This is a genomic window from bacterium (assembly GCA_029210545.1).
In the GTDB taxonomy this organism is placed as follows: Bacteria; BMS3Abin14; BMS3Abin14; order BMS3Abin14; family BMS3Abin14; genus JARGFV01.
Window position 1 is genome coordinate 1 of sequence record JARGFV010000063.1, and the last position, 14,670, is coordinate 14,670.

The 14,670-nt window shown below is 57.9% G+C and carries 14 protein-coding genes and 1 pseudogene; 13 read left to right on the top strand and 2 right to left on the bottom strand.

Annotated elements, in window-relative coordinates; translation table 11 throughout:
• Window positions 1-133: 133 nt before the first annotated feature.
• Window positions 134-1,504, bottom strand: coding sequence for a chromosomal replication initiator protein DnaA (gene dnaA / locus P1S46_07940; GenBank protein ID MDF1536415.1), 1,371 nt, complete (start codon window positions 1,502-1,504; stop codon window positions 134-136).
• A 719-nt stretch (window positions 1,505-2,223) separates the two neighbouring features.
• Between dnaA and rpmH the strand changes: the two genes are divergently transcribed.
• From rpmH to rsmG, 7 genes and pseudogenes are all read left to right on the top strand, one after another.
• Window positions 2,224-2,358, top strand: coding sequence for a 50S ribosomal protein L34 (gene rpmH / locus P1S46_07945; GenBank protein MDF1536416.1), 135 nt, complete (start codon window positions 2,224-2,226; stop codon window positions 2,356-2,358).
• The gene (rnpA, locus tag P1S46_07950; GenBank protein ID MDF1536417.1) at window positions 2,355-2,732 is read left to right on the top strand and encodes a ribonuclease P protein component; all 378 of its coding nucleotides are present in this window, start codon (window positions 2,355-2,357) and stop codon (window positions 2,730-2,732) included. The genes rpmH and rnpA overlap by 4 nt, the downstream gene beginning before the upstream one ends.
• Window positions 2,729-2,947: pseudogene (gene yidD, locus P1S46_07955) on the top strand (membrane protein insertion efficiency factor YidD). The gene rnpA and the pseudogene yidD overlap by 4 nt, the downstream one beginning before the upstream one ends.
• A gap of 165 nt (window positions 2,948-3,112) precedes the next feature.
• Window positions 3,113-4,837, top strand: a complete 1,725-nt coding sequence (yidC, locus tag P1S46_07960; protein ID MDF1536418.1) for a membrane protein insertase YidC — start codon at window positions 3,113-3,115, stop codon at window positions 4,835-4,837.
• 124 nt (window positions 4,838-4,961) lie between these two features.
• The gene (mnmE, locus tag P1S46_07965; protein ID MDF1536419.1) at window positions 4,962-6,386 is read left to right on the top strand and encodes a tRNA uridine-5-carboxymethylaminomethyl(34) synthesis GTPase MnmE; all 1,425 of its coding nucleotides are present in this window, start codon (window positions 4,962-4,964) and stop codon (window positions 6,384-6,386) included.
• Window positions 6,387-6,681: 295 nt separating this feature from the next.
• Entirely contained in the window at window positions 6,682-8,568 is a 1,887-nt protein-coding gene (gene mnmG, locus P1S46_07970; GenBank protein ID MDF1536420.1) for a tRNA uridine-5-carboxymethylaminomethyl(34) synthesis enzyme MnmG, read from the top strand.
• A 138-nt stretch (window positions 8,569-8,706) separates the two neighbouring features.
• Entirely contained in the window at window positions 8,707-9,330 is a 624-nt protein-coding gene (gene rsmG / locus P1S46_07975; GenBank protein ID MDF1536421.1) for a 16S rRNA (guanine(527)-N(7))-methyltransferase RsmG, read from the top strand.
• A 511-nt stretch (window positions 9,331-9,841) separates the two neighbouring features.
• Here rsmG and P1S46_07980 read toward each other — a convergent pair.
• Window positions 9,842-10,048: a hypothetical protein gene (locus P1S46_07980; GenBank protein MDF1536422.1), complete on the bottom strand. Its 207-nt coding sequence runs from the start codon at window positions 10,046-10,048 to the stop codon at window positions 9,842-9,844.
• A 169-nt stretch (window positions 10,049-10,217) separates the two neighbouring features.
• On the opposite strand from P1S46_07980, the gene P1S46_07985 reads away from it, so the two are divergent.
• The 6 genes from P1S46_07985 (at window position 10,218) to P1S46_08010 (ending at window position 14,490) form a co-directional block, all read left to right on the top strand.
• Complete coding sequence (locus P1S46_07985) at window positions 10,218-10,982, top strand: AAA family ATPase (GenBank protein MDF1536423.1); 765 nt, start codon at window positions 10,218-10,220, stop codon at window positions 10,980-10,982.
• Between the two features lie 255 nt (window positions 10,983-11,237).
• The gene (locus P1S46_07990) at window positions 11,238-12,110 is read left to right on the top strand and encodes a ParB/RepB/Spo0J family partition protein (protein MDF1536424.1); all 873 of its coding nucleotides are present in this window, start codon (window positions 11,238-11,240) and stop codon (window positions 12,108-12,110) included.
• Between the two features lie 95 nt (window positions 12,111-12,205).
• Window positions 12,206-12,646: a polymer-forming cytoskeletal protein gene (locus P1S46_07995; GenBank protein ID MDF1536425.1), complete on the top strand. Its 441-nt coding sequence runs from the start codon at window positions 12,206-12,208 to the stop codon at window positions 12,644-12,646.
• Between the two features lie 70 nt (window positions 12,647-12,716).
• Window positions 12,717-13,073, top strand: coding sequence for an ATP synthase subunit I (locus P1S46_08000; protein ID MDF1536426.1), 357 nt, complete (start codon window positions 12,717-12,719; stop codon window positions 13,071-13,073).
• Entirely contained in the window at window positions 13,054-13,746 is a 693-nt protein-coding gene (gene atpB, locus P1S46_08005) for a F0F1 ATP synthase subunit A (GenBank protein MDF1536427.1), read from the top strand. Before P1S46_08000 ends, atpB begins: the two co-directional genes overlap by 20 nt.
• A 9-nt stretch (window positions 13,747-13,755) precedes the next feature.
• Window positions 13,756-14,490 carry an ATP synthase F0 subunit C gene (locus tag P1S46_08010; protein ID MDF1536428.1) on the top strand — a complete coding sequence of 245 codons (735 nt, stop codon included), beginning with the start codon at window positions 13,756-13,758 and terminating at the stop codon, window positions 14,488-14,490.
• Window positions 14,491-14,670: the final 180 nt, after the last annotated feature.

The window sequence follows — 14,670 nt, forward strand, 5'->3', positions numbered from 1 at the left end:
CTCCACGGAAAGGGAAAAGCGTCGTTTTCCCTTTCCTTACAAATCAATGACTTATGGTGCGGGTCATTGATTTGGGCGCCCCGCGCGGGGCGCGTTGATGGACTTTTTGCGAGTCCATCAACTCTTAGCATCGCTAAGAGTTGTTCCCTTCCAGTTCCCGTGTGATGTGATCGATGGTATTGGCAAAGTCCGGGTCGTTATGAACGATATTTTCCAGCTTGTGGACCGCGTGGAGAACTGTGGAATGATCCCGGCCCCCGAAATGGCGGCCGATCTCGGGAAGGGAGAGATCCGTCAACTGGCGGGTCATATACATGGCCGTGTGGCGAGGCAGGATAAAGGCCTTGTTCTTTTTCTTGGATTTCATATCCGACATCTTGACGTTGAAAAAGGAGGACACCCTTTTCTGGATGTCGTCCACCGTTATAACCTTCTTTTTTTGCTCAAGAAAGTTCTTCAGGGCATCCTGGACAAGTTCCGTGGAGATAACCCTGGTTCTGGCGAAAACGGCAAATGCCGTTACTCTCTGAAGGTAACCCTCGAGTTCCCTGATATTGGATCCGGTGTTTTCAGCCAGGAACAAAGCGGCATCCTTGGGCAGTGACCACCCGGCCAGATCCGCCTTCTTTTCCAGGATGGCGATCTTCGTTTCCAGATCGGGAGCCTGGATGTCCGCGATAAGCCCCCACTCAAAACGGGACCTGAGCCTCTCCTCCAGGTCGGGGATCTCCCTGGGGAACTTGTCTGAAGATACGACGATCTGTTTGTGGGAGTCGAAGAGGGTGTTGAATGTATGAAAAAACTCCTCCTGGGTCCTTTCCTTTCCGGCGATGAACTGGATGTCGTCCACGAGAAGAATATCCATGTTACGGTAGGTTTCCCTGAATTGGGGCATGCGGTCGAACCGGAGGCTGTTGATCAGTTCGTTCATGAACCGTTCGGAGGACAGGTAGCAAAGGCGGATATCGGGGTTCCGGGACCGGGCGTAGTTGCCGATGGCGTGCATGAGGTGTGTTTTACCCAGGCCGACGCCGCCATAGACAAAAAGAGGGTTATAGGAACGAGCCGGCTGTTCGGCAACGGCGAGGGCCGCGGCGTGGGCGAACTGGTTGCTGTTGCCGACGACAAACGTGTCGAAAGTATATTTCGGGTTCAACGTCAAATGGCTGTTGGCCTGGCTGGACGGCGGCGGGAGGTCCGGGTGTATTGTCCTGGCTGGAGCGGCGGGGGGCAGGTCCGGAATGGAGGCGGGCGCCGCCGGTTCGGTGACCTCGATCCTGATGGAAAGATCCACGCCCGTGATCCCTTGCGCCGCGTTGATAAGGGTGGCCAAATAGTTTTCTTCGATCCAGTCCCTGATAAACGTGTGGGGTGCATCGAGGGTCAGATAATTTTCATCCAGGGCTGCCGGGTTCAGGGTCCCGAACCAGGTGTTGAAGATCTGGGGGTTGACCTCGTCCTTGAGGTCGGCCAGAATTTTTTTCCAGAGTTGTTGGGCCTTCATTTTGCCTTTGATTACGAGACCTTGCAGTTGCCGCGACCGTCCGATGACACGCCCGGTTTACACACAGGCTATTCCACAGGTGTGGAAAAGTTAAAAAGTCATGAAAAAACAACCGGTTACGCAAGTAGTTTGTAATACTTTTAAGTTAGATTCACAGCTCTGTAGATTTGTGGAAACAGCGGAAAAAAGTACCGTTTTAACAGAAACTTAACCGGTTTCATCTTTGGTGGAGTAACCCCCTTTGCCCCCTGCCGGTTGATCCAAAAAAAGACCCCATCGGGCAGGACATGAAAATTGGCACCATCTCTCCCCGGAAGAGCGAATGATTTGTATAACAGAACGCCAATGAGAGTGGCAAGCCCCAAAATCGGGTATCCATTGAACTGCCCGATTTTGGGGATATATAAAAGACCAGAAATCCGCTTAACCAGACCCCTTTCCCAGACCCCTTTCGTAGTGGCTGTAATTGCGTGTAGCTGTCTCCTGCCTGCGAAAGAGTTGTTTTCTGGAGAACAGGCTGCCAAAAGAGCCCCATGGTGGCCTGATATAGGGAGGCTAAAACCAATTGCAGATTTCAGGTTTCTTTGTTATATAGGCACGTTCTACGCCGGATGTGTGAGCGGTTTTCACCGGAAGGCGGCTGAAGGGCAGAAATACCATGAAAAACGGGATTCGTCCCCGGGGTACAGTTGCGGGGGCTGAAGGCAGGAGGAAGGGATTTGAAAAGGACATTTCAACCCAGCAATGTTTCCAGGCAGAGGACCCACGGGTTCCGGCTCCGCATGAGGACCCGGGGCGGGCGCCTCATACTGAAAAGAAGGCGCGCCAAGGGAAGAAAGCGGCTGACGGTCTGACCGGGGGAAAAACCGATCCCCGCTTTCCCCGTGAAGCCCGGATCCGATCCCGGGCTGAATACCTAAAGGTCCAGAATACGGGACGAAGAGCGCGGGGACGATACCTTCTTCTTCTTTCTGTTGATAACGACCTTCCCATTACCCGCTTCGGCATCACCGTATCCAGGAAAACAGGCAATGCAGTCACCAGGAACCGGGTCAAGAGGCGTCTCCGTGAGATCCAGCGCCAGAACAGGGGCCGGTTCGTCCCCGGGAAAGACCTGGTTGCCATAGCCACACGGCAGGCGCCGCAAGCTTCCTACTCCGAACTGGAGGGAGAGTTCTTGAAACTGGCAACAAGCGCTGGGCTGACGGAAGGTGCAACACCGGCATGAAATCTTCCCTGCTTTCTGCTATCCGTTTTTACAGGAAATGGATATCTCCGGCCTTCCCCCGGTCGTGCCGGTTCATGCCCACCTGCTCTGCCTACGCCATACAGGCCATCGAGAGACACGGATCTTTAAAGGGTGCAGCCCTTGCGGCAGGACGGCTGGCCCGGTGTCACCCGTTTCACCCCGGCGGGTGGGACCCGGTACCAACTGTATCGGAGTATGAGGGTAACGGAAAAACGGGGTCAAAGCTTGGCGGATGTGGTCACAATCAGGAGATAAAATCCGCCCATAAAAATTACGCGGGTGATCAACACGCCCAGAGTTCGGTTTTTTACTCCGACACCCCGACACCCCGACGCCCCGACACTCTACGAGGTTAATTCATGGACGATCAGGGAAAAAGACTGCTCATCGCTCTGGCGATCTCCTTCGCCTTTTTGTTCTTTTATCAGAACTATATTGTACCTCCGGCCCCGGTTGACACGATCCGGGAAGAGAAGGGCGCAACGGAAACCGTGGGGGGCGGAGACATCCCGGGATCCGCAGCTGCCATGGAGACCGTTATTGCTACCGTCGCGGTCGCGCCGGCCGGAACCCTCGAGCCCATCGCCGCCCAGGGGGAGGAAACAATCACTGTCGACACCCCACTTTTCAGGGTCACTTTGTCGAACCGGGGAGCTGTCATCAGGAGTCTGACCCTTGACCGGTACCGTGAGGAACTCAAAGAGCTCGAATCCCACGTGGAGATGGTCCATGCCCAGCCTGGGGAGACGGCCTTTCCCCTGTCTGCCGAGTTCGTCGCGGCAGGCGGCCCCCTTGGTTTTTCCCAGGCCCTGTTCCTTACGGAGGGAAAAGACATGGTGCTGGAACCGGGACAGAGCCAGGATGTGATATACCGGTACAGGACCCCTGAGGGCCTCGAGATGATCAAGACCCTCGGTTTTACGGCCGACACCTATGAAGTGATGGTCTCTGTCCAGCTTATCAACCGGTCCAGGGAATCGTTGGGAGGGCGGGCCGAGTTGATGTGGGCACCGGGACTCGAACCGGCAGCCGGCGCCAAGGAAGGCAGCAAGTTATCCGCGAACCGATACGGATACAAGGGGGCCGTCTACCTGGACGGAGGCAAGGCCGAAAAGATCAAGGGCGGCAAGCTGGAAGGGACCACCTCTTTCGAGGGGCCCATGCAGTGGATCGCGTCCGAAGACATGTACTTTGTGGCGGCTTTCATGCCCACGGAAGGGGTGACCGGCGCTCTGGCGCGAAAGGGCACCGGGGACAGAGTCGACGTGGGTGTCTATTCGCAGCTCCGCATCCCTCCCGGTGGTGGCGCTGCCATGGCCGCGACCGCCTATATCGGGCCCAAGGAGATGGCCTCCCTGAAGGCCGTTTCGCCGGCGTTGATCAAGGTCATAGACCTGGGCTTTTTCAGTATCATCGCCAAGCCCCTGCTCGACATGCTCAATTTCTTCCACCGTTACCTGGGCAACTACGGACTTGCCATCATTATCCTTAGCGCGCTGATCAAGATCGTCTTCATCCCCTTTTCCAGCATCAGCCACCGATCCATGAAAAAGATGCAGACGCTGCAGCCCCAGATCAACGCCCTCAGGGACAAGTACAAGAAGGATCGCGACCAACTCAACCAGGAGATCATGAAGCTGTACCAGATAAACAAGGTCAACCCCGCGGGCGGCTGCCTACCCATCCTGGTCCAGATTCCGGTCTTTTTCGCCCTGTACCGGGCACTGCTGGGCGCCATCGAACTGCGCCACGCCCCGTTCGCTTTATGGATCGTTGATCTTTCAGCCAAGGACCCACTTTACATAACACCAATCTTCATGGGCGCTACCATGTTCCTGCAGCAGAAGATGACCCCTACGACCGGCGATCCCCGTCAGGCTCAGATCATGATGTTCATGCCCATCGTTTTCACAGCCCTGTTCCTGAGCTTCCCTGCCGGCCTGGTGATCTACTGGACCGTCAACAACGTTCTGACCATCGGCCACCAGTGGTGGATGAACCGCGGCCTGAATGTTCCCGTGGCGGTAGAGGAGGAGAAAAAGGACAAGAAGGGAAAGGGAAAAAGTAAAAGCCCACGTACGTGAGTAAACGCGTAGAGCGTTCATGCGGGATGCGCCCATCGCCGGATGTCCCTTTGCCCGTCACACACCTACGCTCACACGAACTTACGGACGTACGTACCAAGGCAGCCACGGAAGGATTGAGCCGATGATCGATGATCTGGATAAAACAAAGGTCACATCATCGGCTCGCGCATCTGAGGATACCGTGGCTGCGATAAGCACCCCCCCCGGCCCTGGAGCCGTGGGTCTGGTTCGGATCAGCGGCCCCGCAGCAGTTGAGGTGGGCCAGCGGATCTTCACACCCTTGAGCGGCGCCCGGCCCGATATGCAGGCCAACCGCCGTGCCGTCATCGGCCACGTTCACCCTCCCGGCGACTCCGGATCGCCCATTGACCAGGCTGTCTGGCTTTTTTTCGCAGGACCTCGCTCCTATACAGGGGAGGACATTGTGGAGATCACCGTCCACGGCGGCCCCCTCATTATGGCGGAACTGCTCGGGGCCGCGACGGCGGCCGGGGCCCGGCTGGCCGAAGCGGGGGAATTTACCAGGCGCGCCTTTCTCAACGGGCGTCTGGATCTCTCCCAGGCCGAGGCCGTGGCTTCCCTCATCTTTGCGGGCACCAGCAAGGCTCGCCGCGTCATGCTTGGACAGGTGGAGGGCGCCATGGGCAGGGAGGCAGGCGTTGTCAGGCGGGCCCTTCTCGACGCAAAGGTCCTCCTGGAAACGGCCATCGATTTTTCCGAGGATGTCCATGGGGATATGGCCGGCGAGGAGCTCGGCGGGCTGGAAGTCCTGCTCGAGCGGGCGGTACAGATCACAAGCCGGCTCCTGGCGACCTCCCGGCAGGGTATCGCCCTGAAGGAGGGACTCAAGGTCGTCATCGTCGGCGCCCCCAACGTTGGCAAGTCGAGCCTTCTCAACGCCCTCATCGAGGAAGAAAGGGCCATTGTCCACGAAGTCGCAGGGACGACAAGGGACTTTATCGAAGGACGCATCAGTATCGAGGGTGTCCCTATGGTCGTTGTGGACACGGCCGGGATAAGGGAAGGTGCCGCATCCGTGGAAGAGGAGGGGATCCGCAGGACCCAGCGGCTCATGGAAAGGGCCGACCTGCTCCTTGTTGTCCTGGACGGGTCCCGGCAGCCGCTTGACGATGAGCTCGAGCTGCTTGAGGCCACGGCTGGCATGGTGAGGGTCGTCGTCGCCAACAAATGCGATCTGCCGTCTTCCGGAAACGGGCCTCTGCCCGCAGGGGTGGTTCACGCCTCTGCTCTGACAGGCCACGGTGTCGGGAAAGTCAAGGAGGCGATTTACGGGGCCTGCGTCGGAGGCGATCCGGCCCTGGAGGAAACCGGGGGGGTGGTGACATCCCTGAGGCAGGCCGATGCCCTGACAAAGATACGGGACGGGTGCCGACAGAGCCTCGAGGGACTCGGTGCCGGACATGGGCCGGAACTCCTGGCGGTGGGTGTGGACGAGGCGCTCCTCGGTGTGGGGGAGTTAAGTGGCGAGATCGCTACCGACGAGGTCTTGAACATGATCTTCGAAAGGTTTTGTATAGGGAAATAAAACAGTGCAGACTTACGATCACACTGTTTTATTATGCAAGCTGCGCTTGCAAGAAAGCATAACTGGGGTTTTCGTAATGTATTCCCACATGCTGATCGCTTTGCGATCAGCATGTTTCACGTGAAACATTTGCCTGCTGTGCAGGCTCAAGCCCAAAGCCTAAAGTCCAACGTCCAAAGAAAAGGACATCAGGAAAACATCCAGAATAAGGGGCATTTCGAAAAACTCATCGCAACGTGTCGGTAAAGTCCGACACGTTGCTAGACCCAGAGGGTTTAAGAGGATGATTACGGGAATGTCGGAAAGCTCAAAACGCTTCCGCGACCCAACCAGTTACGACGTTGTCGTCATCGGCGCGGGGCACGCCGGGTGCGAGGCGGCCTGGGCCTGCGCCCGCATGGGCATGACCACCCTTCTTATGACCATTTCCATCGACCAGGTGGCCCACATGTCGTGCAACCCGGCTGTGGGAGGCCTTGCCAAGGGGCACCTGGTCAAGGAGATCGATGTCCTGGGGGGGATCATGGGCATGGCTATCGATGCCACCGGAATCCAGTACCGGATCCTCAACACCAAAAAGGGCCCCGCGGTGCGCTCCTCCAGGGCGCAGGCTGACATGTACGGCTACAAAAGCTGGGTCAGGGAGAAGCTCGAGGCCCAGGAATGCCTTCATATCAAGCAGGGCATGGTGGAAGGTTTCCTCGTGGAGGAGGGGGGTGGAACACGGAAGGTGGAAGGCGTCTATACACAAGCCGGTGAGGAGTTTCAGGCCGGGGCGGTGGTTGTGGCGTCGGGTACCTTCCTCAACGGACTCATTCACATCGGCATGACCAACTACCCGGCCGGCCGCGCAGGGGAGTTTCCCTCGGTGGGGCTGTCGGGATCTCTCGCAGCCCTGAATATCTCACTTGGCCGCCTGAAGACCGGGACCACCCCGCGCCTGGATGCCAAGACCATCGACTTTTCGCGTTGTACGCCCCAGTACGGGGACGAGGTACCTCAGCCCTTTTCCTTCCGGACCGGGAAGATCGACCGGGAACAGGTCCCTTGCTGGATCACACGGACCAGCGAAGCGACCCACGAGGCGATCAGGAGCGGTCTTGACAGGTCCCCCCTATACGGGGGGGTCATCAAAGGGGTAGGGCCGCGCTACTGCCCCAGCATCGAGGACAAGATCGTCCGTTTCCCCGACAAGGCGGGCCACCACGTGTTCCTGGAGCCGGAGGGCCTGCAGACCAGGGAATATTACCCCAACGGGGTGTCCACCAGCCTTCCCATCGATATCCAGATCAGGATGCTACGCACCATCCCGGGGCTGGAAGAGGTCCAGATCATGAGGCCCGGCTACGCTATCGAGTACGATTTCGCACACCCGACACAACTGGGAGCGGACCTGATGGTCAAAAAGGTTCCCGGCCTGTACCTGGCCGGCCAGATCAACGGAACGTCAGGCTATGAGGAAGCCGGAGCCCAAGGCCAGCTCGCGGGGATCAACGCGGCCCTCAGGGTCCGGGGTGAGGAGCCGTTCACCGTCGGTCGGGACGAAGCGTACATGGGGGTCATGGTAGACGACCTGGTGACCAAGGGGGTTACCGAGCCGTACCGTCTTTTCACCTCCCGTGCCGAACATCGCCTTCTCCTCAGGGAAGACAACGCCGATATAAGGCTCATGGAGAAGGGTCACCGCCTGGGCCTGATCAGCGATGATGAGGTGGAGCAGCTCAGGGAAAAGGTGCTCATGGTCGGAAAGGGGATGCGGGAACTGGGGAAACAGAACGTTACGGTATGCCTCGCCGGCGGCCCCCGGCAGGGGATCTTGTTGAAACAGGCACTCAAGCAGCCCGATGTCGCCTACAAGGACCTGGTAACCTTCAACCCTGATTTCTCTCCGGAGAAGAGGGCGGACGCGGTACAGCAGATCGAGATCCAGGTGAAATATGAAGGGTATATTGTCCGCCAGCAGGCCATGGTGGAAAAGGTGCGGCGTCTTGACAAACTGGCCATTCCGGAAGATCTGGACTATTCCGCCCTGAAGGCGCTCTCCCGGGAGATCCGGGACCGGCTGGAAGATATACGGCCCACGAGCCTCGGCCAGGCGTCCCGCATCCCGGGGGTGACCCCCGCGGCCGTGTCGGCGTTGATGATATATATCAAGAGCAAGAACTCCCGCGCAGGTGAGTAAGTGCGTACGTGCGTACGTGCGACTAGGCCGATCTGTGTCCGCTTTTTCGCATTAACGCACGCACGCTTTACGCATGCACGTGGTTTATCGCATTAACGCACCCACGCTCCACGCATTCACGAGGTAAATGAACAGCCAATGAAAAAAAGCGCTTTAATTTCCCGTATCATGGATGGATCAAAAGCCATGGGGGTCGATCTCACAAAAGAGGGTGCAAACCGGCTGTTCATTTACCATTCCGAACTCGAGAAGTGGAACAGGAAGGTCAACCTGGTGTCCCGGAAGCAGCCGGACTGGGTGAGGATCCACTTCCTCGACTCCCTGGTCCCCCTTGGCATGGGGCTTATCTCAGGCAGCGAGCGCACGGTGGACCTGGGAGCGGGGGCCGGGTTTCCCGGTGTGCCCCTCAAGGTGGCCCGGCCCGGCCTGAAGCTGGACCTTGCGGAAGCGTCGGGGAAAAAATGTGCCTGGTTAAGCCACCTCCTTCGAACCCTGGAGTTGAAAGATGCCAGGGTACTGAGTGGGCGTTTCGAGGACCTCCTAGAGGAGGGACCGGGCGGACAGTACGATCTGGTTGTGAGCCGGGCCGCGGCCAGGCCGAAGGAGGTCTGGAAATGGGCCGACCGATTCCTGGTACCCGGAGGGAAAGCCCTTATCTATACGACAAGAGCCCTCGTGGACGAGGGGGTAGGTGTCGAGCATCCTTACACGGTGCCGGGTTCGAAGGTGCCAAGCGTGATCTGGGAGGTGCCGAAAAGATAATTTCAAATTTCAGATTCCAGATTTCAAACAACTGAACAGGTCGACATAACGCCATACCCTTGTAATTTGAAAGGTGATGGACTCGCAAAAAGTCCATCAACGCGCCCCGCGCGGGGCGCCCAAATCAATGACCCGCACTCTAAGTCATTGATTTGTAAGGAAAGGGAAAACGACGCTTTTTCCTTTCCGTGGAGCGAAAAGTCCCGGACTGGACTTTTCGCGACTCTATAAAAGGTGAAGTTTGAAATGGTTATCCCCCTGTCCGCATAGTGTTTCACGTGAAACACAGCCGATGGATACCATCGGCTGTGTAGGTTTACAGTCTACAGTTTACAGATTACTGTGAACCGTGAACTGTGAACCGTAAACTATGGACTTTTTATACCTTCTATATTACTTTTCTAAACTCAACGATGATAGGGTCGCAAAAAGTCCGTGCTGGCCTTTCGCTCAACGGAAAGGAAAAAGCGGGGTTTTTCCTTTCCTCACGGATCGCTGACATATTTGGCGGTCATCGATCCGGGCGCCGCTCCCAGGCGCGGCAGTTTTCACTGGTCATTGATTTGGGCGCCTCGCGCAGGGCGCGTTGATGATTTTTTACAAAGCCATCAACGATGATGATCGATGATCCAGGGGGTGGTTCCAGGGCCGCCCCCTTGTCTGTTTCCATTAAAACACCTGTTTTTAAAGGGAAAATGAAAACAAAAACCTTGATCACAGCCTATCTTCTAACAAAGCTCCTCTTCCTGTCCGTCTTTTTTGCCCGTCTGGAGGGCCGAAGGCTTGTCCTGAAACGGGCCAGGAGGAGCTGATCGAGATGTTTTTGTTTTCAAGCTGTCTACTGTCTCCTGTCTACTGTCTACTGACATGCGGCGGAGCGTGCCGCCTTGGGTAGGGTCATTACCATAGCCAACCAGAAGGGGGGGGTGGGGAAAACAACAACCGCAGTGAACCTTGCGGCTTCCCTGGCTGTCGCTGAACGCAGAACCCTCCTGGTGGATATGGACCCTCAGGCCAACGCTACCAGCGGTCTGGGAGTTGTGTCGGAAGAGCTCAAGGCTACCATGTACCAGGTGATGGTCACCTCGGAGTGCCTTGAAAAGGTGGTTCAAAAGACCGAGTTGGAGTTCCTGGAACTGGCCCCGTCCCATGTGGATCTTATCGGCGCCGAGGTGGAGCTGGTTTCGGCCCTCTCCAGGGAGACGATCCTGGTCCGGGCCCTCGAAGAGACGAGGCAGAGTTACGACTACGTGCTTATCGATTGCCCGCCGTCCCTGGGCATCCTGACTCTCAACGCACTGACAGCCGCCGATGCGGTGCTGGTGCCCCTGCAGTGCGAGTACTATGCCCTGGAAGGGCTGTCCAGGCTCCTGAACACCATCAAGCTGGTCAAGGGGGCCCTTAACCCCGCGGTGGAGCTGGAGGGCATCCTCCTGACAATGTTCGATCCCCGGAACAACCTGTCCCACCAGGTAGCCGAGGAGGCCAGGAACTACTTTCCCGGCAGGGTGTTTAAAACGGTGATCCCGAGGAACGTCAAGCTGAGCGAGGCCCCAAGCTACGGCCGCCCGGCCCTTCTTTACGACATCAACTCCCCGGGGGCCCAGGGGTACCTGGATCTGGCGCGGGAGATACTGAACGGAAAAGGATAATTTCAGATTCCACATTTCACTTTTCAAAAAAGCAGCGGTATGAAGCTTGATGACTTCGCAAAAAGTCATCATCGCGCCCCGCGCGGGGCGCCCAAATCAATGACCCGCACCGTAAGTCATTGATTTGTGAGGAAAGGGAAAACGACGCTTTTCCCTTTCCGTGGAGCGAAAAGTCCCGGATTGGACTTTTTGCGACTCTATCAAGCTTGTCCCTGAAATTTGAGACCTGGAGTTTGAAATTGAAAGGAAGCGTTGATGTCATCCGAGCGTAAACGGCAGGCCCTGGGCAAAGGTCTCGGGGCACTCATCCCCACCGTGGAGAAGGCGGCCGGGCAGGGGGAACTGGTCCATGTTCTTCTGGACGAGATTTTCCCCAACCCCGGACAGCCCCGCCGGCGCTTCGAGGAGGGGGCGTTGGGGGAGCTGGCCGACTCCATAAAAGAGCAGGGTGTTCTGCAGCCCCTGCTGGTCCGCCGGGTGCCGGGCGGTTACGAACTGGTGGCCGGCGAGAGGCGCCTGCGCGCCAGTCGCCTGGCAGGGCTGGACAGGGTCCCCGTCCTGGTTCGGGGTATCAAGGACGATCGCACACTGGAGCTTGCGCTCATCGAGAACATCCAGCGCGAGAACCTCAATCCGGTGGAAGAGGCTCAGGCGTATCGGGAGCTTCAGTCCCTGAACGCCTACACCCAGGAGGAAGTGGCCAGAAGGGTCGGGAAGGACCGGGCCACCGTGGCAAACGCTCTTCGTCTCCTGTCCCTTCCCGAGTTCGTGCGAGCCGAGCTCGTTGAGGGTACCATCTCGGCCGGCCATGCACGGGCCCTTTTGTCCCTCAAGGAAGAAAAGGCCATCCGGGAGATGATGGGGCGGATCCTGAAACGGGGCCTTTCGGTCAGAGAGGTTGAACTGGCTGTGTCGAAGGCTGTTTCGGGCAAGGAAAAGCGCCCGGACCCGGGGCCTGCCGGAAAGGTGTCGGCGGAAACCAGGGACCTGGAGAAAAGGCTCACCAGGGCCCTCGGCGCCAGGACCCGGATACACGAAGGCACCCGGGGTGGAAAGGTAGAGATCCGGTACGCGACCCTTGACGAGCTCAACGATATAGCGAAAAAGTTGCTAAGAGCTAAGAGCTAAGAGCTGGGAACCAGGAACCAGGCACTGGGAACTGCCACGTGTCAGCCTGGAACCTGGAACATGGAACATGAAACTCTAAACCGGAGGTTTAGCTTATGAATCGCAAGGAACCTGCAGCATCCCGCGGTGAGATCAAGGCGTTTCTCGGGGAAGGAACCGATTTCAAGGGTGTCCTCACGTTCGAGGGCACCGTTCGCATCGACGGAAAGCTCGAGGGCGAGGTCTACACAAAGGACACCCTCATCGTGGGTGAGAGCGCCGTGGTCAACGCCGAGATCAATGTGAACACCATCGTCATCTCCGGCGTCGTGCGGGGCAACATCAACGCTACAGGGAAGATCGAGGTTCACCGTCCCGGAAAGCTGTTCGGCAACGTCAAGACCCCCAGTATCTTTATCGAGGAGGGGGTTATCTTCGAGGGCAACTGTGCCATGGCTTTCGACGCGGGTGAGGATAAGAAGGTGTCCCCCTTCACCTCCCGGACGGGTAAAACCCTTTCCGAGGAGGAGCTGGCGTCAGCGTCAAAAACCGATTGAAGAATTCTGTGGGATACAGTATATTGTATACGGTATTCGGGTCCACAGGGTGACGTCCTTTGAGCGTTATGTGCGCCGGGTCTTTTTCGGCACCCTGTCGCTGGTCCTTTTGTTTGCAGGCATCTTCCTGCTTCTGGGATATAAGCCGTGGGCCCGGGGAGCTGTTCTGGGCGGAGCGGCCAGCCTGCTGAACCTGCTTGTCATGGCGGGGGATGTCCGCAGGCAGGGAGGGGCGGCAGAAATTCAGGGCGTGCGGCCGACTTACGGGAGGTATGCCCTGAGGATGGCAGGCATCGCCGCGGTCCTTGTCTACTCCGTCACCAACGAAAACGTCGCCCTTTGGGCAACAGTGCCGGCACTTTTCGCGTCGCAGTTCGTGATGACCTGCGGGGAGCTGCTGGGAGGCAGTGAACAGGAACCTTCGTGATATGGGCGATGTGACCCACGTACCGACATTTGTTTTCGAGCTCTTCGGGATAACCCTTACGGTGAACTATGTCACCGTGGTCAACACCTGGATCATCATGGCGGTCCTCATCGTGGTGGCCCTTATCGTCCGGCGGCGCATCCAGAAAACACCAGGGCCCGCTCAAAGGATGGCCGAGCTGTACATCTCGGCCATGGACGGCCTTACAAAGGAAACGCTGGAGACCACAAGCAGAGCCTATTTCCCCCTGGTGGCCACCATGTTCATTTTCCTGCTTTTGTGCAACTGGTGGGGCATCATCCCGGGCTTTGAGGAGCCCACCAAGGACCTCAATACGCCGCTCAGCCTGGGGATCATGGGCTTTTTCCTTACCCACACGGCCGCCATCCGGGCCAAGGGGATCGGCACCTACCTCAAGGAGTACACACACCCCTTTATCATCATGGCTCCCCTCAACGTGGTGGGCGAGCTCGCGAAGGTGGTCTCCATTTCCTTCCGTCTTTTCGGGAACATCATGGGGGGAGCGATCATCATAACGGTTGTTTCCTGGATGGTTTACAGCCTGGTCCTTCCGCCCTTCCTCTACGTGTTCTTCGGCATGTTTGTCGGCACGGTGCAGGCTTTTGTGTTTACCATGCTGACCATCACCTACATCGCAGTGGCGACAAAATAGGAGCGACGAGTGGACCCGGCATTGACCGTCAAAGCACTGTATGCTCTTGGGGCCGCCTTCGCCGTCGGTTTCGGAGCTGTCGGCCCGGGGACCGGCATGGGCATGTCCGCGGCCTCGGCCGTGGAAGGGATGGGGACGCAGCCCAAAGTCTCGTCGGACCTCTTCCGGATCATGCTCATCGGGCAGGGAGCGACCTCGACACCACCGACCTTTGCTCTGGTCATCGCCATCCTGCTGCTCTTCGGGACCGGGGAGACGACCGAGCTGATCAAGGGTTTTGCCGGCCTGGGAGCGGGGATCTCCATTGGAGCCGCTTCCTTCGCCTCGGGCCTCGGAAGCTCCCTGCCGGCTTCCATGGCCTGTGAGGCCATCGCGCGCCAGCCTCACCTGCGCAGGCCCTTCACAACCCTGATGCTTGTGGGACAGGCCCTCAGTCAGACACCCCTGATCTTCGCCCTGCTGGTGTCGTTCCTGCTCATCTTCATGCCTTCGAAGCCTGATGCGGGGTTCGTGAATTACGTAACGGTTCTGTCGGCGGGGATCTGCATGGGGTTCGGATCCATCGGGTCTTCCATCGGGTCGGGGTTCGCCGCGGAATCGGCCATTGTGGGAATCAGGCACCACCGGGAGCCTGAAAAGGCCTCGGGCCCCATAACGCGGACCATGCTGCTGGGGCTGGCCGTGGCCCAGTCACCAAGTGTTTTCGCGCTGGTCATTTCATTTGTTCTGCTGCTGGCGGTCTGAACCCGGCCAGGGCAGGGAGTTTACTGTTTAGAGTTTGATGACTTCGCAAAAAGTCCATCAACGCGCCCCGCGCGGGGTGCCCAAATCAATGACAAGCCGCGCCTGGGAAGGGCGCCCGGATCGATGACCGATAAATATGTCAGCGATCCGTGAGGGAAGGAAAAACCCCGCTTTTTCCTT

Bases quoted from the DNA above. Each gene is read 5' to 3' on its own strand.
- dnaA (MDF1536415.1), bottom strand. From the start codon at position 1,504: ATGAAGGCCCAACAACTCTGGAAAAAAATTCTGGCCGACCTCAAGGAC.
- yidC (MDF1536418.1), top strand. From the start codon at position 3,113: ATGGACGATCAGGGAAAAAGACTGCTCATCGCTCTGGCGATCTCCTTC.
- rsmG (MDF1536421.1), top strand. From the start codon at position 8,707: ATGAAAAAAAGCGCTTTAATTTCCCGTATCATGGATGGATCAAAAGCC.
- P1S46_07995 (MDF1536425.1), top strand. From the start codon at position 12,206: ATGAATCGCAAGGAACCTGCAGCATCCCGCGGTGAGATCAAGGCGTTT.
- mnmE (MDF1536419.1), top strand. From the start codon at position 4,962: ATGATCGATGATCTGGATAAAACAAAGGTCACATCATCGGCTCGCGCA.
- P1S46_07990 (MDF1536424.1), top strand. From the start codon at position 11,238: ATGTCATCCGAGCGTAAACGGCAGGCCCTGGGCAAAGGTCTCGGGGCA.
- mnmG (MDF1536420.1), top strand. From the start codon at position 6,682: ATGTCGGAAAGCTCAAAACGCTTCCGCGACCCAACCAGTTACGACGTT.